Annotated in this window: 17 protein-coding genes and 1 pseudogene; 7 read left to right on the top strand and 11 right to left on the bottom strand. The window is 61.6% G+C overall.

Features of this window, described 5'->3' with window-relative positions; translation table 11 throughout:
* Positions 1 to 282: 282 nt before the first annotated feature.
* The 3 genes from J2805_RS21155 to J2805_RS21145 all read left to right on the top strand — a co-directional run bounded on the left by J2805_RS21155 (position 283) and on the right by J2805_RS21145 (position 2473).
* Complete coding sequence (locus J2805_RS21155) at positions 283 to 597, top strand: GmrSD restriction endonuclease domain-containing protein (protein ID WP_309979809.1); 315 nt, start codon at positions 283 to 285, stop codon at positions 595 to 597.
* Positions 598 to 1067: 470 nt separating this feature from the next.
* The gene (locus tag J2805_RS21150; RefSeq protein WP_309979808.1) at positions 1068 to 1676 is read left to right on the top strand and encodes an RNA polymerase sigma factor; all 609 of its coding nucleotides are present in this window, start codon (positions 1068 to 1070) and stop codon (positions 1674 to 1676) included.
* Positions 1673 to 2473, top strand: a complete 801-nt coding sequence (locus tag J2805_RS21145; protein ID WP_309979806.1) for a peptidase M56 family protein — start codon at positions 1673 to 1675, stop codon at positions 2471 to 2473. Before J2805_RS21150 ends, J2805_RS21145 begins: the two co-directional genes overlap by 4 nt.
* Positions 2474 to 3172: 699 nt before the next feature.
* Here J2805_RS21145 and J2805_RS21140 read toward each other — a convergent pair.
* The gene (locus J2805_RS21140) at positions 3173 to 4057 is read right to left on the bottom strand and encodes a helix-turn-helix transcriptional regulator (RefSeq protein WP_309979804.1); all 885 of its coding nucleotides are present in this window, start codon (positions 4055 to 4057) and stop codon (positions 3173 to 3175) included.
* A gap of 141 nt (positions 4058 to 4198) precedes the next feature.
* Between J2805_RS21140 and J2805_RS21135 the strand changes: the two genes are divergently transcribed.
* Positions 4199 to 5680, top strand: a complete 1482-nt coding sequence (locus J2805_RS21135; protein WP_309979802.1) for an MFS transporter — start codon at positions 4199 to 4201, stop codon at positions 5678 to 5680.
* 823 nt (positions 5681 to 6503) lie between these two features.
* Here J2805_RS21135 and J2805_RS21130 read toward each other — a convergent pair.
* The 6 genes from J2805_RS21130 to J2805_RS21105 all read right to left on the bottom strand — a co-directional run bounded on the left by J2805_RS21130 (position 6504) and on the right by J2805_RS21105 (position 13629).
* On the bottom strand, positions 6504 to 7049 hold the full coding sequence (locus J2805_RS21130; protein WP_309979801.1) for a hypothetical protein: 546 nt from the start codon (positions 7047 to 7049) through the stop codon (positions 6504 to 6506).
* An 884-nt stretch (positions 7050 to 7933) separates the two neighbouring features.
* Positions 7934 to 8584, bottom strand: a complete 651-nt coding sequence (locus J2805_RS21125) for a ScbR family autoregulator-binding transcription factor (RefSeq protein ID WP_309979800.1) — start codon at positions 8582 to 8584, stop codon at positions 7934 to 7936.
* A 374-nt stretch (positions 8585 to 8958) separates the two neighbouring features.
* Complete coding sequence (locus J2805_RS21120) at positions 8959 to 9753, bottom strand: MoaF C-terminal domain-containing protein (protein ID WP_309979799.1); 795 nt, start codon at positions 9751 to 9753, stop codon at positions 8959 to 8961.
* A 196-nt stretch (positions 9754 to 9949) separates the two neighbouring features.
* On the bottom strand, positions 9950 to 10717 hold the full coding sequence (locus J2805_RS21115; RefSeq protein WP_309979798.1) for an SDR family NAD(P)-dependent oxidoreductase: 768 nt from the start codon (positions 10715 to 10717) through the stop codon (positions 9950 to 9952).
* A 227-nt stretch (positions 10718 to 10944) separates the two neighbouring features.
* On the bottom strand, positions 10945 to 12477 hold the full coding sequence (locus J2805_RS21110) for an APC family permease (RefSeq protein ID WP_309979797.1): 1533 nt from the start codon (positions 12475 to 12477) through the stop codon (positions 10945 to 10947).
* A 135-nt stretch (positions 12478 to 12612) separates the two neighbouring features.
* Complete coding sequence (locus tag J2805_RS21105; RefSeq protein WP_309979796.1) at positions 12613 to 13629, bottom strand: phosphotransferase enzyme family protein; 1017 nt, start codon at positions 13627 to 13629, stop codon at positions 12613 to 12615.
* 167 nt (positions 13630 to 13796) lie between these two features.
* Here J2805_RS21105 and J2805_RS21100 point away from each other — a divergent pair, with 167 nt between their 5' ends.
* Together J2805_RS21100 and J2805_RS21095 are read left to right on the top strand one after the other, a co-directional pair.
* Complete coding sequence (locus tag J2805_RS21100) at positions 13797 to 14408, top strand: TetR/AcrR family transcriptional regulator (RefSeq protein ID WP_309979795.1); 612 nt, start codon at positions 13797 to 13799, stop codon at positions 14406 to 14408.
* Positions 14409 to 14488: 80 nt separating this feature from the next.
* Complete coding sequence (locus J2805_RS21095; protein ID WP_309979794.1) at positions 14489 to 15805, top strand: aspartate aminotransferase family protein; 1317 nt, start codon at positions 14489 to 14491, stop codon at positions 15803 to 15805.
* Positions 15806 to 16044: 239 nt separating this feature from the next.
* Here J2805_RS21095 and J2805_RS21090 read toward each other — a convergent pair whose 3' ends face one another.
* From J2805_RS21090 to J2805_RS21075, 4 genes and pseudogenes are all read right to left on the bottom strand, one after another.
* On the bottom strand, positions 16045 to 16944 hold the full coding sequence (locus tag J2805_RS21090; RefSeq protein WP_309979793.1) for an RNA polymerase sigma-70 factor: 900 nt from the start codon (positions 16942 to 16944) through the stop codon (positions 16045 to 16047).
* Between the two features lie 5 nt (positions 16945 to 16949).
* Positions 16950 to 17531 (bottom strand): carboxymuconolactone decarboxylase family protein, encoded by a 582-nt coding sequence (locus J2805_RS21085; RefSeq protein ID WP_309979792.1) that lies wholly within the window; start codon positions 17529 to 17531, stop codon positions 16950 to 16952.
* A gap of 63 nt (positions 17532 to 17594) precedes the next feature.
* Positions 17595 to 17754, bottom strand: a pseudogene (locus J2805_RS21080) (recombinase family protein); the annotation flags it as partial.
* Positions 17755 to 17772: 18 nt separating this feature from the next.
* Positions 17773 to 18537: a hypothetical protein gene (locus J2805_RS21075; protein WP_309979791.1), complete on the bottom strand. Its 765-nt coding sequence runs from the start codon at positions 18535 to 18537 to the stop codon at positions 17773 to 17775.
* 78 nt (positions 18538 to 18615) lie between these two features.
* Here J2805_RS21075 and J2805_RS21070 point away from each other — a divergent pair, with 78 nt between their 5' ends.
* Positions 18616 to 19650, top strand: a complete 1035-nt coding sequence (locus J2805_RS21070; protein WP_309979790.1) for an AAA family ATPase — start codon at positions 18616 to 18618, stop codon at positions 19648 to 19650.
* The last annotated feature ends 192 nt before the right edge of the window (positions 19651 to 19842 follow it).

Below are 19842 nucleotides of genomic sequence, written 5' to 3'. Positions count from 1 at the left end.
GAAATGCCAGGAAAGTCTATTCGGCGGAATCGAAAGGCCATCCATCCAGGATTGCAGCGGCCTTGGTGCCGGTCCTCTTCCTCATAGGCCTGGCAGTGCCCACAACGGCGGTGGCCTTTTCCGGGCGGGATAACGTCCTCGGCGGATCTGCTGGGAACTCTGCAAGTCCGGGAGGAAGACAGGGCGCCGTTCGATACCATAAGCTTTGATCATTGGACTGATGCGGACGGCGACGGCTGTGACACTGCCAACGAGGTGCTCATTGCAGCTTCCCACCCTTCCATGATCGTCGTCGAGCCACTGTGCGCGATTGTTTCCGGCAGCTGGTCTTCTCTGTACGACCGGGCCTTTGCATCGGACCCAGCCGAACTGACGGTCGATCATATGGTCCCGCTGGAGGAAGCCTCGCAGTCGGGGGCCTGGGCCTGGACAGCCGAACAGCGGCGCGATTTCGCCAACGACCTGAAATACCCGGAGACTACCCTGATGGCCGTGACATCGGCAGTCGATCAGGACAAAGGATCCAAAGACCCGGCCCAGTGGCAACCGCGGGTTCCGGAGTGCAATGCGGCTATGCAGACAAGTGTGTCTTCGTAAAGTCGCGGTGGAATCTGAGCGTAGACCCCGCAGAGTACGACGCCCTGATGGAGATGCTCAGCCATAACTGTCCCGAGGGCACCCGCATTCCAGAACGCGGCCTGGCCCCTGGCCGGGGACCGGCAGCCGTTGTAGGGACGTGTACAGCTCGGGGACAGCGTTCGACCACCTCGCCGTGGAAGAACTCCTGCCAGCACCAACACGGAGGCTCTCACTGACAATCCGATTCGCGTCCCCGACTTATGGAGCAAACCCCCATACCGTGCACTTCCTGCCCATAACGGAATTGGGCTTCCCGACATGAGACCTCGCGCAATTCATATCGCCGGCCCTGCTGCTGGTGTTCATCGTGTTCGCGATTATCGTGGGAACTAGATGCTCGCGGGAAATTCTCTTGCGACGACTACTTTCCGGTTTGAAGTTTTTTCGCTTCAGTGAAACCTTTCCTGCTTTGCCGGACACTAAAGGGCATGGGGAACAACGGAGACAGCGAAGAGGGGCTGTGGCACCAGAGCCTTCTGGGCCAGGGCGACGCCTTTGGCGCCCTGTATGACCTGCATCGCGACAGGGTTTTCCGCCACGCGTACCGGCTGTGCGGGAACCACCACGACGCTGAAGACATCATGGCTGCCTCCTTCCTTGAACTCTGGCGGCGGCGAAAGAAGGTCCGGGTTGTGGAAGGATCGATCCTTCCGTGGCTGCTGGTTACGACCACGAACATGGCACGCAACAGCACCCGCTCAACGCTCCGCTACCAACGCCTCCTAAGCGCCCTTCCCAGGACCGAGGACCTCAGCGACCCAACAGCAGATTCTTACCGCTCCTACCAGGACTCCCTTGATCAGGATCTTGCACGGGCGCTGACTACCTTGACGGCCGAGGACCTGCGCTTGGTCGCCCTAGTCGTTTTCGAGGAGTACGCCATTGCCGCTGCCGCCGCTGTCCTGGGTCTTAGCCCTGGTGCAGCGAAATCACGGATGCACCGCGCCCGCCAGCGGCTCAGAGCTGCCCTCGACGGCGGCGCATCAACTTACCCGGGCACCGCTCCAACCCCGGTGTTGGAAGGAGAACGGACATGAACCAGTTTCACGTCGATGACCGCTTCAGTGACGCCCTGCGGGCAGAACTCGTCTCACAGGTCAAGAAGGAATCACCAGCCGCGAAGCGGAGGCGTACCAGGCTATGGCTAGGTACCGGTGCGCTGGCCGGGGCGGGACTGCTTGGCATTGGAGCGGCGGCCGCAGGGCTTATCTTCATCCCCGGAGGCGAAAAGGTGACGTCATTGGCTTCGCCCGTGACCACAACCTACACCGGCACAGCAACCGTTGAGCTTGGCACTCCGCCCGAGGGAACCACGGGGATTCAAATGGAACTTCGGTGCCTGACCCCTGGCTGGTTTGAGTATCCCGACGGCGCATCGAGCAGCTGCTCGGACAAGGATGTGGCCAACGACAGACTGGGGTGGAGCGGCTACACCATAAGCCTCGCCCCTGGCCAGGACAGTGTCACGATAAAAACCGACCCAGAGGCCCGTTGGCAGCTCACCGCAGAGTACGTAAAGCAGGAACGGACACCCCTGGGTGTCAATGCCAAGGGCGAAACCTATGGCGTCGAAAGCCAGGAGAACGGAACCCCCGACCTGATCGCTGTGATGGCCACCAACGGACAATCCGGGTACGCCTACGCCCATGACCTGTACGGAGGTCCCATGCCCACCAGCCCGGAAGACGCCGTCAAAAACTTCAGTAGCCCGCGTCCTCCCCGCGAGATCCCCGTCTTCCAAAGCGACGGAGAAACCCAGATAGGCGTCTTCATGGCCGCCGGCTCCGGCGGAGGAATACCCTCCTACCCACCACGAAGTGCCCCGCCAGGATGAACCGATCATGCGCTCGTATTCATTGACTCCGGCGCATTATGCCGTTCCAGCCCCGAGCCGAGAGCACCATCCTACGGATGCGGGTACCCACCCTATTTCCACCGATCAGGGTCCACTTATGAGGGAGCACAATGGAACGCATTAGGTTGTGGCGATGCCTGATTCCATTCCTGCTTCTCACCATGCTGCTAACATCATGCGGCGACCGAGTGACGGGCGGACCGGGAACTGCCGAGCCCACGCCCAAAACCACAACCTCAATCCCTGGTTCTACCAGCAGCCCCGTCCAAAACGGTGGCCCCTTCGCGTGCGTTGACTGGGTCCGGTTCGAGACCCCTCAGGACCTATACGACAACGCCGGCCTGGTGCTCATCGGAAAGCCCGCAAGCCGGGCCGGTGAAACCAGCATTTATGGCCACAAGGCCACGACCCACCTTGTAGAAGTCGAGCAGGTACTCAAAGGGAATCCCGGAAAGGGGAACCTGCGCATCACTTCCCCGCCCCCGACCTGCGCTGTAGGAGGGTCCTACCCGGACGGCGATCCACTCGATACCGCTGAAAGAGTCATCATTTTTGCCTCCAAGCAGGGTGACGAGTGGTTCACCATTACGCCAGCACAAGGTGTCCTGCCTTTCCCCCAAGGCTCAAAGCTTCCCTTTCAGTAGTGGCCCAGCTGCGCATGAAATATTCGTCCCCGGCCTAGACGGCTTGGTCCACGCTGGCATCTTCTGCAACTACGGTGAGCGGTGGCCTCTGCAACCGGGCAAGTGCGGCCGCGGCTTCGCTTCCCGGGTCCGCGGTGTAGGTGAGGACGCGGTGGCCGGAGTCGTCGGGCATGGTCAGCACCTCGAACCCCAGCTCCAGGGACCCGATCTGCGGGTGGTTCAGTGTCTTGTGCCCTGACATGCAGTTCTCGACGGGGTGTTCTGCCCACATGCTCGCGAATTCGGGGCTTTTGAGGGTCAGTTCCCCGACGAGTGCAGCGAGGTCTAAATCGTCCGCAAACCGTCCGGAGAGCAGCCGCAGGGACGCCACTGCACGGCCGGCTTCGGTGCGCCAGTGCGGGTACAGGGTGCGCGTCGGCTCATCGAGGAAGAGCATGCGGGTCAAGTTCGGCCGCTGTGATGGCGTGTCCGGGGCATCAAAGCCCAGGTGGGAGGCGACGAGCCGGTGTCCGGCGCGGTTCCAGGCCAGGACTTCAGTCCGTTTGCCCAGCACCACTGAGGGGACACCACCCATGGCCCCGACAAGACGACGGGTGCCGGGCCTGACCTGATCCGGTTTGCTTCTCGTGATCTTGGCTGTCCGGCGCTTGATGCCGGAGAGGTCTGCGAGGTGCTTCCGTTCGACATCCGTCAGAGCCAGGGCCCGGGCCAACGAGTCGATCACGGCATCGGAGGCATTGACGTGCTGGCCCTGTTCCAACCTGGCGTAATAGGTCACACTCATGCCGGCCAGCATGGCCACTTCCTCGCGGCGCAGCCCTGGCACACGGCGCGTGCCGTAGTCCATCAGGCCCACATCTGACGGCGTCAGCGCAGCCCGGCGTTTGCGCAGGAACTCGCCCATCGCTGATTCGTTCATATCCCCGAGTATTCACGATTAATCGAGAACCTGGGTAGCACTGCCAGTGCTACCCACAACACGGCGTAGCTGTTACGACCCACGGTCGGCAGGGTGGAGAGGAAAACACGCCCACGCACCTACTGATTGGATACTCCCGCGATGACAGCGAACGACACCACGCCCCTCCCCCTGCTGGCCGCACCACCGGACTCACCGCAACAGCTGGTTCAACAGAGCCCTGTCCGGATGACAGCCCGGCAGCGGCTGATCGTCGTCCTGCTGCTGACCGCAAGTTTCACCCTCGCGGTGGACTTCTCCATCCTCAACGTCGCACTGCCCCGCATCGGGGCCGACATCGGCTTCTCCCTGGAACACCTGCAATGGATCGCGACGTCGTTCGCACTGTGCGCGGCCGGGTTCACCCTGTTCCTTGGCCGGGTGGCGGACCTGTTCGGCCGCAAACGACTCTTCATCGCCGGCATGGCACTGCTCGGCATCGGCTCCCTGGTCGGCGGGCTCGCCACCGAGCCCGGGCTGCTGCTCGCCGCCCGCGTCGCCCAGGGCCTCGCGACCGCCGCAGTGACGCCGGCAGCTCTGTCGCTGCTGACCACGTCCTTCCCGGAAGGGCCCTTGCGGGACAAAGCACTGGGCCTGAACGGGTCACTGATGGCTGCCGGGTTCACCGCCGGGGCGATCCTCGGCGGGCTGCTCACGGACCTGCTGTCCTGGCGGTGGGCGTTCTTCATCAATATCCCGGTCGCCTTGTTCGTGCTGGTGCTTGCACCCAAGCTCCTGACAGAATCTGCACGCGCGCACAAAACGCGCCTGGATATTCCGGGGGCGGTCACTGTGACCCTGGCGTTGCTGCTGCTCGTCTTCGGCCTGACCACCGCCGGAGAAAAAGGCTGGGCTGACGCATTCGCCTGGGGACCCCTTGCCGCTGGCGTATTCCTGTCCGTCGTGTTCTTCTTCATCGAAAAGAACACCGCGCACGCGCTGGTGCCCGTGACGATCCTGCGGCGGAACAACATCGCGTGGGGCAACATCGCCGGGATCCTGGCGTTCGCCACTGAAACCTCTTTGGTGTTCGTCCTGACCCTCTACCTTCAGCAGGTCCTCGGCTACACCCCGCTCGAGGCCGGGCTGGCGTTCGCCGTCCTCGGCATTGGGACCGTCGTTGGCGGGACCATCGCCCCGAAACTTATCGGCAGGCTCCGTAGCAAGAACACCATCATCGCCGGCCTCACCGTCCAGGCGGCCGCCACAGGTTCTCTGCTCTTCATCAACACTGACCAGGCCTCGCTGATCATCGTGCTCGTGGCGACGTTCGTCGGCGGTGTCGCGAACCTCGCCGCGATCGTCGGGTTCATGGTCACCGCCACCACCGGGCTCCCCGACACTGAGCAGGGCCTCGCCACCGGACTGACGACCATGAGCCAGCAGATCGGCATCACCATGGGCATCCCCATTATGAGCGCCATCATCGCCGCGGCTCTGCTCAACCACGGCACCAGCAGCGCCGCCCCGGGACAGGTGCTGGGCGCAGTGCTCCCGGCCATCGGCGTCAACGCCGCCCTCTGCCTGGCGGCCGCTCTCCTGGTCGCTGTGTTCCTTCGCCGGCCCGCACCTGCCAGAGCGTAATCCTCCGAGCCTCTAACGACGCCCGGCCGCCAGCACCCTTTGGCGGTCGGGCTTTCTTATGCTCCCTGGACTCTTCCCTATGTCCCGGCAACAAGGTCCGGCGATTCTTTGTAGGTTGAACCTTTCAGCCAACTGATTCCATGTGGCCAACTCTGATACGTCGCGTATCCAAAGGTGGACAGAATCCAGCCCCACTCAGTCATGGCTCTCTTGAGATCCGGCCCCAGTTCGATATGGTGCAGTGCACCTTCTGCGACGTCTTTCACCGTGCGAGTCGTTCAGGGGAAAAGCCGAAACTGGTCGCCCGGTCCTATGTTCAAGCCCATTCAGCTAACGCATGCAGTTCGGAGGCGACCTCTTGTAGGGTTCGCCGGTCTGTGGCTAATCGATGTATCCAATTCGGCGTCAGATCTTCTAACTCCAGCGCTCTGGCATTGCTGCGGCGGATGTGCTCCAGCAGGTCATGCCCTTGATTCCGGCCGCTCAACCTGGTCCAGGCAGTTTCGTCTGAAGCCGTCAAAAGTACTGCGGTGACTTTCGGATTGCCACCCATTGCAGTTGCGAGTTGTTCCGTGAATCGCGCGCTGACGGTGTTGGTGTAAATCAGCCATACGCTCCGAGCGCCGAACGGTCTTCACGGACCACGACGCCGACCTGGCCTACGAACCTACAGATCCCAAGCACCTCGGCTTCCTGAACAGCTTCGGCGCCTAGCAGGCGCCGATGCACGCAGAAATGGCGGGCCTGCTTCCCGAAGGACAAGGCCCGCCATTTTTCTTAGAGGAACATCCCGGCTTCTCTATTTCCCAGCCTAGCCGCTGCGCTATATGTCGTGGTTGGTGACCTCGGGTCTGACAGGCCAACGGCCTGTCACCTCGCGGAAATCAATGGCCCGTAGTAATGGCGTCATGTCGTAAGCACTCATGTTCAGGCTGAGCTTGACGCCGTGAATGGATTTGACTGTCAGAAACTGCTGGCCTCTCAACGTCCCCGCGCTGTAGTGCGCGATGTCGCTGTAGGCAAACAGGTGTTCCTTGCCGAGCACGCTGCGGAAGGCCACCTCATAGGGGCGCGGAGCGACATAGAAGTTGCGATACATCGCGACGAATGCCATCCCGCCCAAGAGAATCGCCACCGCAGCAATACGGGCACCAAGGGGTGCGCGGGCTGTAGTGAAGGCGAACACGCCCATGAGGAGCCCCACAGCCACGCAGATCCAGCCGAAGATCGGCAGCACCTTGGGCATACGGACCCGCTCCGGGTACTCCTTGGACCGATTGGGGTGCTTCCGCGCCCACCACGCTATCGCGGCAATGGACACGGTCGTGAATACGGTGATGGCGATGTTGAGGATCTGCGCTGTCGTCATTTCGGCTACATGCCTCGGACGCAGAATGCCAACGTGGCTGTGAGTATGAGCAAAGACGCGCTGATGGTACGACGAAGCATATTTCCCCCAGTATGTGATCGGCCTGTTCGGCCCTATCCCGGCAAAGTCTAAACGCAAATGCGTCCTCAGATTTGGCGAAAGCAGCGAACCAGGCGCGCACTCCTTCCACGAGCCCGGCCCTGCTCATCAGCGCCACCGGAACGGCGTCCGAATCCGAGACCCCTGCTGTGAACACGTCATGGCCCCAGCCGGCGTCATCGTGGGCCTGGTTCGCCATCTGGACGGCAGCCTCCGCTGCCTCAAAGACGTCCTTCGAGCCACGGAGCCGGAACTGTAGCCACAGTTCTTCGTACTGGGCCTTCCGCCACGCCTTTGACAGCGAAGTCCAGACAACCTCAACTTCGGCTCCCGGCATCCGATTTCTCCAGTCCGCAGTTTTCCACAAGCCTCTGGCGAACCTACCGGATTCCATGAAAATAGTCGCTGGAAACCCCGCTCCCCGGAAGCTCAGTTGACGAAAAAGGCATCGGCGTTTAGACAACGGGGCTGGTTGCGCCTGAAGCCGCTATTCAAGCCCGTGGCGCTAGGACTGATATCTGTCGAGGAACGCTGTCCGGACCTCAGGCGATACAGGCTGTTGCCCAGAATTAACGACGGAGCCGTGTCGGCGCCCCCCAAAATGCCGCCGACACGGCCGTCGTTACTGCCGGAACTTTGAATAGATCCGACACAAGAGTAAGTGAACAGTGGTCGAGAAACAATACGGTTGGCCGGTTTTATGAGCTGCCCTTGGGTTAACTTCACGGTCTGGCCACGCTGATTTCACAGCATCGGAGTTTCGTCCGCTCCGGTGAGTGTCTGCCCTATTTAGGGATAAGACTTCCCGCAGAAACCAGTCCGGAAAGGGCCCGCGGATCCTCGTGAAAGTCCTGATGCATGATCCCCGGAAGCAGCAGAGCCCACATCTCCTCGATCCGTTGCATGACATCAGCGCGACCAGTCAGCACTCCGGAAACCATCTGCACCCCCGTGAACGACGCAACGAGGTATCTGGCAAAGGCCGCGGACTCGACGGAGGATCGCACCTGTCTTTCCCTTTTGGCCCTATCAGTCAGCTGCTCCATGACGGCGATCCAGTCCTGGTAGGGGCCTTGGACCACTTGGCCGAATGCGCTCGCTTCCAGAGTGAGCCGGATGCCCGCACGGACGACAGGTTCGTGCACTAACTTGAGACCGAATGCGCGGCACAAGAGGATCATCGTTGGCAGGGCTGGTCGGTTCTCCGCGAGGAGAGCTTCGCTCTCTGCCACCACGATCCGGTGCTGCTCTTCGATGACCGCTCGGGCGAGGTCTTCCTTGGACTGAAAGTGGAAGTAGAGAGCACCCTTGGTCACCTTGGCCGCCTCGGATACCTGAGTCAGACTCGCGCTGCCATAGCCGTGCTCCTCAAAAACCGCGGAAGCCCCGAAAATTACCGCGTCGCGGGTGGCCTTTGCGCGATCCTGAAGGACCATGAATGTAACCTCAACTCATCCATCCGGATGCTTCCCGGACCCTCACTCATTCGCTGCCCGCAAGAAGCTGGCATCCTCCTTTCGATCCTAGCAAGACGGTCAACCGGTCCGGTCCGGAGGCTAATTTCGGCCCGGTTAAGGGTCGCGTATCGACCCAAATTTGGACAGGTCTTCCGATCCGGCGAACGCGTCGTGGGGATCATACGTGCCGCGTTTCAGCCTCGAACGCCGTTGTTTCCTTCACACGGCCCGCATGATCAGGGCGTAGAGTCCCATGACGCCACCGCAGGAAAGGCACCCGCCAGCCCCAGGTGTTCATGTCGGTATAAAAGGCGCCGGAGGCGGCTGCCCGCCTCCGGCGAAGCTTAGGAGGATCAGTGAGTGGTCACGTTGATTACCTCCGTAATGGCGCCTACGGGAAAGTTGGTGTGGCTGGAGAAGTCGAAGCCGTTGTACCCAAAGATCTTGCCGTCTGTTTTCAGCCGTTTCATATCGATGAGAATGACGCCGAGGGTGGGGACGATTTTTTCACGCCAGACGAAAAGATACAGATCCTCAGCGATCTTGATGTAGTGGCAGCGGTCCGTGTCCCCCAGACCGGCTTCTGAACCTTGGATGCAGTGCCAGGTGTAGAAGTTGTTGTTCAGATAGACGTGTTCGTACACCTCTTCGGGGCTGTAGTGGTAGCGGTTCCTTAGACCGATCAGTTCATCGGTGGGAGCGTGCGCAGTTCCGCCTTTGTTCCCGGCCACTGCCCCATGGAGAATGACTGCTTCAACTCCTGTTAGTTCCATGCCCTGGCGTGCCCGGTCGTAAGCACTGATGGAAGTGGCCTGCCCGTCAGGCAGTGTTCCCTCTATCAGGGTCACTTGCCCGTTGTTGTCGTCCAGTACAAGGCTTACGGACTTCTTTACCGCGTCCCCCGCGAGGAAATCCACAAAGTAGATGCCCTCCCTGACGGATGTGACACGTGCTTCCTGCTCCCGGCCGTCCCAGACCAGCGTGTGGCTGTTCAAAATCCGGCACTCATGGGTGCGGCCGTTGGGGAAGTTGAGGGTGAGGTCGTGGTCATTCAGGCCCTCGTGCACCTCGAGAATGTTGTTGTTAACGGCGAATCCTTCACCCAGTGCGCCGACGGAAATAAACTCTGGTGTTGCTGTGATGTTCAAAATAGATCCCTTTCAGGAGTTTCGTGAGATTGGGCGTGTGCTATGAGGGGACGGTGATGGCACCTTGACAGTGACAGACCCTGTCTCCGATATCGCTGGGTTCAAACAGTGACTGCCCGGGTTGGCGGTCGAACGGCTTCCGGTGGCGGTTCAGATGCTCCGGTTGCCTGATTGCTTTGGTGGGTAGTGTCCCCACTCAGGCGGGAAAAGACGAACGCGCATGGTAACCGTAGTCAGCCAGAAGGGAGACCCCGTTGACGGGACCGGAGAGTGGAGATGCAAGACTGAGCACCAGCCAGGCAATGTTTGCGGGCTTGCTAACGGGGTATCCGGCATCCTGAAATGAATCGATGCCCAGACCGTCGCGGGCCATCGGCGTATCTACGATTGAGGGGCAGATGCTGTTGACTCGGATGCCGTCGTTGTAGAGTTCTGTCGACAGAGCCCGGGTTAGCTGGACGATGGCGCCTTTGGATGCGTTGTAGGCCAACATGCCTGGCACGGTGACAAAGCCAGAGTCGCTTCCGATGAGCGTATAGGTCGCATCTGTCCCCTCGCGGAGATGGGGCAACGCGGTCTTTATTGCCAGGAATGGGCCCAGCACATTGGTCCGCTGAACCTCCATAAATTCCTCGGCTGCAACCTGATCCACGGTGCCGCCAAGGGACCCTGAGATGCCGGCGCTGCTGACAAGGTGATCCAGCCCGCCTAATTGTGACACCAGGTCGTTGGTGGTGCTTTGTACAGCCGGCTCTGCGGAAATGTCACAGGAACCCCCGACGATCATTGCGCGGGGATGTCTTCTGCGCAGATCTTCCAGCGCTGTGAACAGCCGCTGGGGTGATCTGCCGATAATTCCAACATGCGCACCTTCATCCGCGAAGGCATCGGCTACTGCAAGACCGATACCCGACGTTCCGCCGGTGACCAGGACCCGTCGGCCCGCCAATCCGAGGTCTACCATAGATTCTCCTTGTGCTGTCATTGTTGAAAGTGCTTGGCGCCTGTTTCCGCCGGGCAGGCAACCGCGACGGTTTTGAGGTTGTCGCCGTGCCTTAGGGAGCCAGGTTCCGACAAGGCTCAGGGGTGGGATGCTGGCGGCTGATTGCGCGTTCGCACCACCAGTCGATGCCAGAGGTTGGTGGGTTAGTTACTGCCCATTTGATGTCGCTTGGCCGGGGTCCAGCGAGTCTAGGGCTGGCTGTGGTCCCGGTCCTCAATGACCGCTGAGCTGGCTGCACGGGCGTTGGTGTCATCGGCCAGCTCGTGATGCACTTTGTCGTAGTGCTCCATGTCGCTGAGCAGCTCTTTGTACACCGCGGGCCTGCGGGACTTCAGCCACTGCGCAGTTGCGAGTCCCGTCACTACTGCGATGACAAGCAGCCATGGCAGGGCGCCGATGATGGGGCTGTCGGAACCTGCAAGTGTGGTGAAGTTAAGGATCGCGAGCAGCACGATCAGGGCAAGACCGAGTGCTCCGAGGCCCGGGGCTACCAGGGTCTTCCACAACCTTGTGTCCCGATTACGGCGGAAGTGCACTACAACGGCAACGGCGGCGAGCATTTGGAGGGCAAGGATCCCCAATGTGCCGAAGCCAGTCATTGAGGCTGTCAGGGCTGTGATGGGGTCCAAACCAGCTACGTAGTAGATGCCAGCCACTAGTGTCCCGAAAACAAGTTGGGCGGCGCTGGCGTTCTGGGGGGATCCGTTGGAGAGGCGTGTGCGGCTGAGGACCTTCGGGAAGATGCCGACACGGCCGTAGGAGTAGATGTAGCGTGCCGCGGAGTTGTGCAGTGCCAGCAGCGCAGCGAACAGGGAGACCAGAAGCAGGAGCATCATGACCTTGGTCAGGGTGTCACCGAGGTACTGAGCGGAGAGCATAAAAACCAGGTCGCCTGTGGGCAAGTGCTCAATAGCGGTCTCCTGAGCTTGGGCGACACCCAGGGCGTTGACAATGGCCCACGTGGTGAAGGCGGCGAAAGCGCCAATGAACAAGATTGCGATGTACGTGGCTTTCGGGATGGTGCGGTGAGGGTCCCGGGCTTCCTCGCTGAACAGGCCGGTCGCTTCGAAGCCGACAAAGCAGTTGGCTGCAAAGAGCAGCGCCAGTCCCAGCGAGCCGGAGAACACTGTGTGGGGCATCAGCGCTTCGAAGGAGAATCCGTGAGTGAACAGAATGTTGAAGTCCAGGATCAGGAGGATGGACACCTCGAGAACCAGGCAGACGCCCAGCACTTTTGCGCTGAAACCGATGCCCCTGCGCGTCAGCAAGAAGATCAGCACCACGGAGATGAGGCTCCAGACGAACCAGGGCAGGTCCAGGCCCGTCAGTTCCTTAATGACTGCAGCGGTGAAGAAGCCGGACGTGCCGATTGCTCCAGCAACAAAGCAGTTATAGCCGAGCAGGGCTATGTTCCCGGCTACAAGCCCCATGGGCCGGCCGAGGCCTTTGACAACGAAGGCGTAAAATCCGCCGGCGCTGACGAGCTTCTTGGCCATTTGGGCGTAGCCGACAGCGAAGAGCAGCAAGATCAGGGTTGCAATGATGAACGCCCCGGGCATACCCCCTCCGTTGCCCAAGGCGATGCCCAACGTCGAGATAACGATGATGCCGGTCAGCGGCGCTACCGCTGCCAGGACCAGGAAAACGATGCCTCCGACGCCCAAGGCATTGGAGGAGAGCTCAGTGCTGGCTGCGCCTTGCTCAGGGGATTGAGGTTTCACGGGTTACTCCTAGGAGAGATGAAAGGGGGGCGGGCTGTTCAGGTATTGTCCCGGCCATCGTCGGCGGGCTGAGGAAGGGTGCGCTGCCCGGGAGCGCTTGGGAGCGCGCCGAAGATCCACCGGCGGCGAGGAAGGTCAGGGAGCCGCGGAGGTGAAGCTTTTGGAGGTGTAGTTCTGCGCGAGTCCAAGGACCATAGGAACAACTCGTTCGATGATGTATTCAGCGGCTTCGTCACCTCTGCGCGAGGCTGCCCAGCCCAGATAGGTCAGGCCGCGGGCGAGCAGCATCAGGTCCCAAGGCTGGAGGAATCCATCAGGAAAGGGCCGCACTGAGCCGTAGCCCTCCAGCAGGGCTTCGCGGTAGTTGTCGTAGAGCGGGTGTGGCTGGAAGAAAAACAGGATCGTTGCCAGATCGAAGAGGTGCCACCCCTCACCGAAGTCGTCAAAGTCGATCAACACCATCTGCCCGTCGTTTCCGACAAGGACATTTTCCGGCGTCAGGTCCGCGTGGATCACCCCGTACCTGTCGGCTGACTTTGGCAGGTGTACCAAGTCACGCCGCAGCTTCTCCTTCGCTGCTTCGAGCAGTGCTGCCTCTTTCTGGCCCAGATCCTGCAGGGCAAGCGGGTTTCCCCACTGGGCTGATGCACCCACCAGGCCCTCAGCGTCCCAGGCCTGACGGTGAAACGCCGCGCCTCGTCCGATGATGGACGTACGTCTGTGCAGTTCCGCGGTGAGAATGCCCAATCGGCGGAACGCTTCCGGGTCAAGGGAACTCTCACCTGACATGGCCTCGGTGACATCGCCCATGGGTTCTCCGCCTTCGACCCAACGCAGAACGTCAAGTTGGAAAACCGTGCCGTCCTCAGATACCACAACACACATGAAGTCACCCTTCAGGGTTGCAACCGGCTGAGACACGCCCAACCCCTGCTCGGCCAGGGCGTGCAGATAGGCGAGTTCGGTATTGATCTCGGCATCTGTCCTGTAGCCGGCCCGGTGCAGGCGGATGGCATAGCTGTCACCGGTCTCAGATGTCAGCCGGAAGACGTAGTTCTCCCGATACTTGACCAATTCAATGGGGGCAGTTTGATCAAAACCATACTGCTCCAGCGCTCCCCTGGCTGTACGGATTGCTGCTTCTGTCTTCATGCGGATCTACCTGCTTCCTGCGCCCAATTGTGTGAGCGGGGTCATATCCAAAGCTAAACCTGAACACGCGGTTTGGCAACAGTACAGCGTGTTCAGTTTTTGTGTGGCATGTGTCATTATTGAGTAAGTAAGCAAATCGGATGGCCTTGGAGAGGTTGGGTGCCCAGATGAACCTGAAAACGGACGAGCGGCTGTCGCTGCGTGAACGCAACAGGCTGCGGACACGATCAGACATTCTCGACGCGACGGCGGAAATGTTGGGCGAGGTCGGGTACGCCGGGCTCGCCCTCGAAGAAGTCAGCCAGCGGGCCGGCCTCTCCCGGGGGACTGTGTACGCGCATTTTCCCGGCGGACGGGACGACGTGGTCAGGGAGGTATACCTGCGGGTCGCAGATGCTGTACATGCCAGAGGCATACATCTTCGCGAGGAGGCCAACGACGCAGCCGGTCGAATAGCGGCTTTGGCCCGGGCCTTTGTGGAAATGACCAGTAGCCCCTCCGGACGCTTTTATGGCCTCATGGGACCAGACGTCGAACCTGTTCTTTCCGGTGTGCGACGGACATCCGAGTCATTCGAGGAACTGATCAAGCTCGACCTTTCCACGGCACGCACTGCAGGTCAGTTGCACCAAGGGCCTGACATTGACGCCTTGGCCACCGCGCTCTCAGGAGCCATCCGAGCCTCGGGCGCCCGGGCCGCCGTGAAACCTGGAACCGCCGAGCAGCAGATAGCCGCCGTGAAACTGCTCGTCGAAGGCCTCCTCAGCAAACCGGTATAAGGCCAAGCCTTCACCCACACGTCACTTCCAACACGAATAGAACCTGCCAGCATGCGCCGGCAGACGCCAGAAAGACAGCCATGACTACGGAATCCACAACTGCGCCCCAGGTGCAGCAGAGCGGCAAGGACCTGCTGGCCCGCCGATTTGCCACACTAGGCCCACACTCCCCCCTTTTTTATAAGCAGCCTCTGGAACTGGTCTCCGGCTTAGGCGTTTGGCTGACCGACGCGCAAGGCAGGGTCTACCTGGACGGTTACAACAACGTGCCTCACGTGGGGCATGCGAACTCTGCCGTCGCCGATGCCATCAACCAGCAGCTGCGCACCATCAACCTGCACACCCGCTATCTGAACAGCCGTGTGGTGGAATACGCCGAAGCCCTGCTTTCGAAATTTGACGGTGCCCTGGAGCGGCTGTTTTTGACCAACAGCGGGTCGGAAGCCAACGAGTTGGCCCTGCGTATCGCACGGCAGCACACCGGGAACACCGGAGTTTTGGTGTCGGACTTTAGTTACCACGGAAACACCACCAGCCTGGCCGAGATTACAACCGGGTTGACCGTGCGCGAACCACTCGGTGCCCATGTCCGGGCCCTGCGGATACCTGACATCAGTGCAATTGCCGAGGCGGACGTTCCCGCACTGCTCGAACAGTCCTTGGCTGATGTTGATGCCGCCATCACATCACTCCAGGCGGCCGGGCACGGCGTCTCCGTATTCCTTTTCGACCCTCTCTTCTCCACCGAAGGGCTGCTGCAACTGCCCGACGGCTACATCAAGGGCGTCGCTGCCCGCGTCCGGGCCGCAGGAGGCCTTGTCATCTCCGACGAGGTGCAATCAGGCTTCGGCCGCACCGGTTCCAGCATGTGGGGATACCAAATGTTCGGTATAGAACCCGAACTCGTCACAATGGGCAAACCAATGGGCAACGGACACCCTATCGGTGCCGTAGTCACTACGGCTGAACTGCTCGACGAATTCGGCCGGCACAATATGTTCTTCAACACCTTTGCAGGAAGCCCTGTCTCCTCCGCCGCGGGACTGGCCGTGCTGCGCTGCATGGAACAGGAAGACCTGATGGCCAAAGCCGGGCAGCTAGGCGAATACGTTCGTGCACGCCTCGAAACGATTGCCCAAGGCAGCGCCAACGTTGGCTCCGTAAGGGGGCGCGGACTGTTCTTCGGAATAGACATCATAGAAAGTGACGGAAGCCGTATGCCGGCCCCGGCGCTCACGAAGATCCTCATCGAGGACATGCGCGAACGCGGAGTGCTGATCAGCCGCGTCGGACCCCATGACAACGTCCTGAAAATGCGTCCGCCGCTTGTATTCGGCCGGGAACACGCAGACATCCTGCTCGAACAGCTCGAGCTGTCACTCGCCAGCCTGCTCTAACAAATCAGCCTGGACATAAGGCCAGGAAAATCATCGATGACTTCGACGTTGTTCGAGACGCAGGCGGGGCGGCGGTACGCCGTGCGATCTCGGAGTACTCATCGATGGATGAGTGGCTCGTCGCGGCGGTACGGAAGTTCATCGAGTTCGATTAACTCCATGAGGGATGAGGCACGACGCCGACGCGCAGATGCGGGCGGCACACCTTGCGGAGGGCACGTCCTCCTCGTTCTGAGCGGCTAACGTGCCAGCCGGGTCTCCTCCTCCACGTGGCCGAGCTTGTCCGGGTTCCGCATGGCGAAGATCCGTGCGATCCTGCCGCCCTCCACCACCAGACTGATGAGTGAGGTACCGCCTGCTTCGTCGTCGATCCGGATGCCGAGGCCGCCGTTGAGCCAGAGCAGAGCGATTTTCGGGTTGAGCGCGGCCTGTGGGAAGGACCGCAGCAGATTTGTCACCTTCTTCGCCCCGTACACCGGCACCCGAACCGCCTGGGCGACGCCGCCGCCGTCTGCAATGAGTACGACGTCGGGAGCCAGCACGTCCATCAAGCCCTGCACATCCCCGGTGGTGACCGCCGCCAGGAACCGTTCGACGACTTCCTGCTGCTCTCTGCGGTCCACGCGCATGCGGGGGCGCCGGGCGACCACATGAGAGCGTGCACGGCTGACGATCTGGCGCACTGCTGCCGCTGACTTGCCCACAGCCTCGGCAATCTCCTCGTAGGGCACGTCGAAAACCTCGCGCAGAACGAAGGCTGCCCGCTCCACAGGGGTGAGCGATTCGAGAACCGTGAGCATGGCGATCGAGACGCTTTCGGCCAGTTCCACGTCCTCGGCGACATCCGGCACGGTGAGCAGGGGCTCGGGCAGCCATTCCCCGACGTAATCCTCCCGCCGTCGTGACAGCGCGCGGAGGCGGTTGAGGGCCTGGCGGGTAACGGTGCGAACGAGGTAGGCCCGCGGGTCGCGGACGCCCGCGCGGACGTCGGGGCCCAGTTCAGCCCACCGGAGCCAGGCCTCCTGCACCACGTCTTCGGCATCCGCGGCGGAGCCGAGCATCTCGTAGGCGACAGTGAAGAAGAGGCTGCGGTGGGCGACGAACGGGTCCGGTCTGTCAGTGGCGCCGAGGCTGCTCATGCCGCTCAGGCTACCCCGCGGCCGCTGCGCGCGGCGAGCGGCTTCAGCTCACAGGAGTCCGCGAATCCCTCGGATTCGATGCCGAGGGCCACGTTGCTGCGGGTCGTGAGGTTGGCGAAGCCGATGACGCTGGTCAGTTCGATCAGCGCCGGCGCGCCCAATTGCTCGAGCAACCGGGCCGACAGTTCGTCCGTCACTGAGACGGGCGTGGCGCTCATGGCCTCGGCATACTCCAGGACGTCCCGCTCCAGCGGCGTGAAGACTTCGGACTCGCGCCAGCACGGGATCTGCCGGGCCTTCTCCAGGTCCAGGCCGTGGTTGTGCGCCATGAAGTAGTTGTAGTCCAGGCACCAGGTGCAGCCGATGAAAGAGGCCACGGCCATGTGAGCGTAGGACTTCAACGACTCATCGCAGCTGTTCCACCTCTGCAGCTTCTGTCCGAAGCCCATGGATGCCTTGAGAACGGGCTGGTTGTGCCACATGACGCCCAGCGATTCCGGGACTCTACCGAACATCTTCGCGCTGAACTTCTTGATGAGTGCGCCGTAGAAACCGGTGATTTCTGCGGCCGGGATCCTGATGGTCATTTCTCCTCCTGCGGGTCGGTTCTGGGTCCTACGACATGAAGACACCGCCCGCGCACGATCTGTGACACGTCGGGCGCACAGTTCGTCGGCGATGTCCCTGGCATCAGAAAGTGAGCGCGCCAACCGGTCGAGCGTGTCGCCCGGCGCGGGAGGCCGCCATTGCTTCACGGAGCCCGGGGCGCACCCGATTCGCTCCCGTAAATCCGTGATCGGCGAAGATTCTGGGCCGCCTCCATCAAAGCTAGGTGGATGGTACAAGCCTGAAGGCGTAGCGGAAGTCTGGACCAGCAGCGGGATTCATCGTGATGTCTGCGCCTTCGGTGGCCAGGTGCACGGTTGCTTTGAAGACCCTCCCATCGCATGTGACCAGCACGGGGGCGAGAACTTCGGCGCCCGCCAAGTCCGACACCGACAGCTCGGACTCGGATGGTCCCTGGCATACTAAGTGCAGTTCGTACTTCCCGGATGCAGCCAACGGACCACTTCTGTAGCCGGTGGCTGTGCTCGACTCCCCCGACCAAGACAATTCACCGGGCAACTCTGGTTTCAGCTGCTGTACTGACCACTCCAACAGATCTCTCGACCTTGAAGCCTGCAAATCATGGTTAGGCCCCACGGGATGGTTGGGCGCCACCGTAACGCCGGCAACAGCCGTATTGCCTGTCAACGGTTCCGCGCGGATCATGATGGGACCGCCAGCGTGCCTTTCGAATCTCTTCATAGCGGTGGCCTCGCACGGATATAACAGTGTTTCCGGCGGGCCTCCGCCCTTCACCAAGGTGAGCTTAGCCGTAAGCAGGCCAGCACAGGCGGCCTTGATCTCATAATCCCCCGGAGCGAGATCCACCGTAAGCTCCCCTGCGGGGTTTGCTTCCGATGGCATCCCAGGAGCATTCTCGGATACCTCAAGCAAACGCGCCACGTCATCAATGTTGTCTTGGAAAGACCGCGGCTCCGCCGTTGCGCTCGGGAACGGCGAGTTGGATAACTTCTCGTCCTCGCCCATGTACTGGAGGTGTCTGGCTGGGACTACGCTGTGCCCCCAACCCCACTGCGCTCGGGAATCGAGTACTACAGTGGATGCATGGCTCCCAGCCGCAATCCGCTCGACGACCTGCGCGAAACCATCGGCCATCTGACCGATCAGCTCAAGCTGCACGGTTCGGAGCGTGTCGACGACCTTGTCGGCGATCTGATCGGTGCGAGGCCCGGGCCGGCCCGGCCGCTGTCCGAGGTGCAGGCCGAGCTCGACGCGCTGGTCGGACTGGAGACCGTGAAGGAACAGGTGCGGGCCCTCGTCGCACTGCTCCAGGTCCAGGCCCGCCGTAAGACGCACGGTCTGCCGGAGGTGGCCACATCACAGCATCTGGTGTTCCTCGGAAACCCGGGCACGGGCAAGACCACCGTGGCGCGGCTCCTGGCCGAGATGTACCGCGCGGTCGGTCTGCTGCAGAAAGGCCACCTGGTCGAGGTCGACCGTTCGGGTCTGGTGGGCCAGTACGTTGGCGCGACCGCCATCAAGACGGACCGGGTGATCCGGCGTGCGCTGGACGGCGTCCTGTTCATCGACGAGGCCTACGCGCTGGCCCCGGAGGACGGCCGGATGGACTTCGGCCCCGAGGCGATCGAGGTCCTGCTCAAGCGGATGGAGGACCACCGCCACCGCCTGGTCGTGATCGTGGCCGGGTACCCGCGGCTGATGGAGTCCTTCTTGCTCTCGAACCCCGGACTGCGCTCCCGGTTCGCCCGCGAGATCACGTTCCCCGACTACTCCGTCGACGCGCTCCAGACGATCTTCCACCAAATGCTGGCCCAGCACGAGTACACGCTGGAGCCGGGTGCGGACCAGATGCTGCGCCGCATCCTCACCGGGCTCCACGCGGGCGAGGACTCCGGCAACGCACGGTTTGCCCGCACGCTGTTCGAGCAGGCGCTCAACCGCCAGGCGCTGCGGCTGTCGCTCGACGAGGAACAAAGTCTCGACGCGCTCGATCGTGAGGCCGTCATGACGCTCACCGCGGACGACATCGTCGAGGCCGCACTGGCCTTGGGCGAGGAGCCGGAACCGGAACCGACGCCGGAACCGGAGCGGTCACGCTGGTGGCGCTGGCTGGCCTGACCGGATCTGCGGCGGCTGTCAGCCGAATGCAGTCCCGCCTCCGAGCGGGAAAAGCACACCTATTCCACTATCGTGCAACCGTCAGAAAGCAGCTCTCCGAGGAAGATCCTCGAAGACATTCGGCTTAGTCATGTCGTCACCACAACGCTTGGCCATGAATGAGTGAAGACCAACAAGTGTTCCGATTCCTGC

Source organism: Arthrobacter oryzae (assembly GCF_031454875.1).
Classification (GTDB): Bacteria; Actinomycetota; Actinomycetes; order Actinomycetales; family Micrococcaceae; genus Arthrobacter; species Arthrobacter oryzae_D.
Note: the sequence above shows the minus strand (reverse complement) of the source record. Positions and strands in the feature narration are given on the sequence as shown.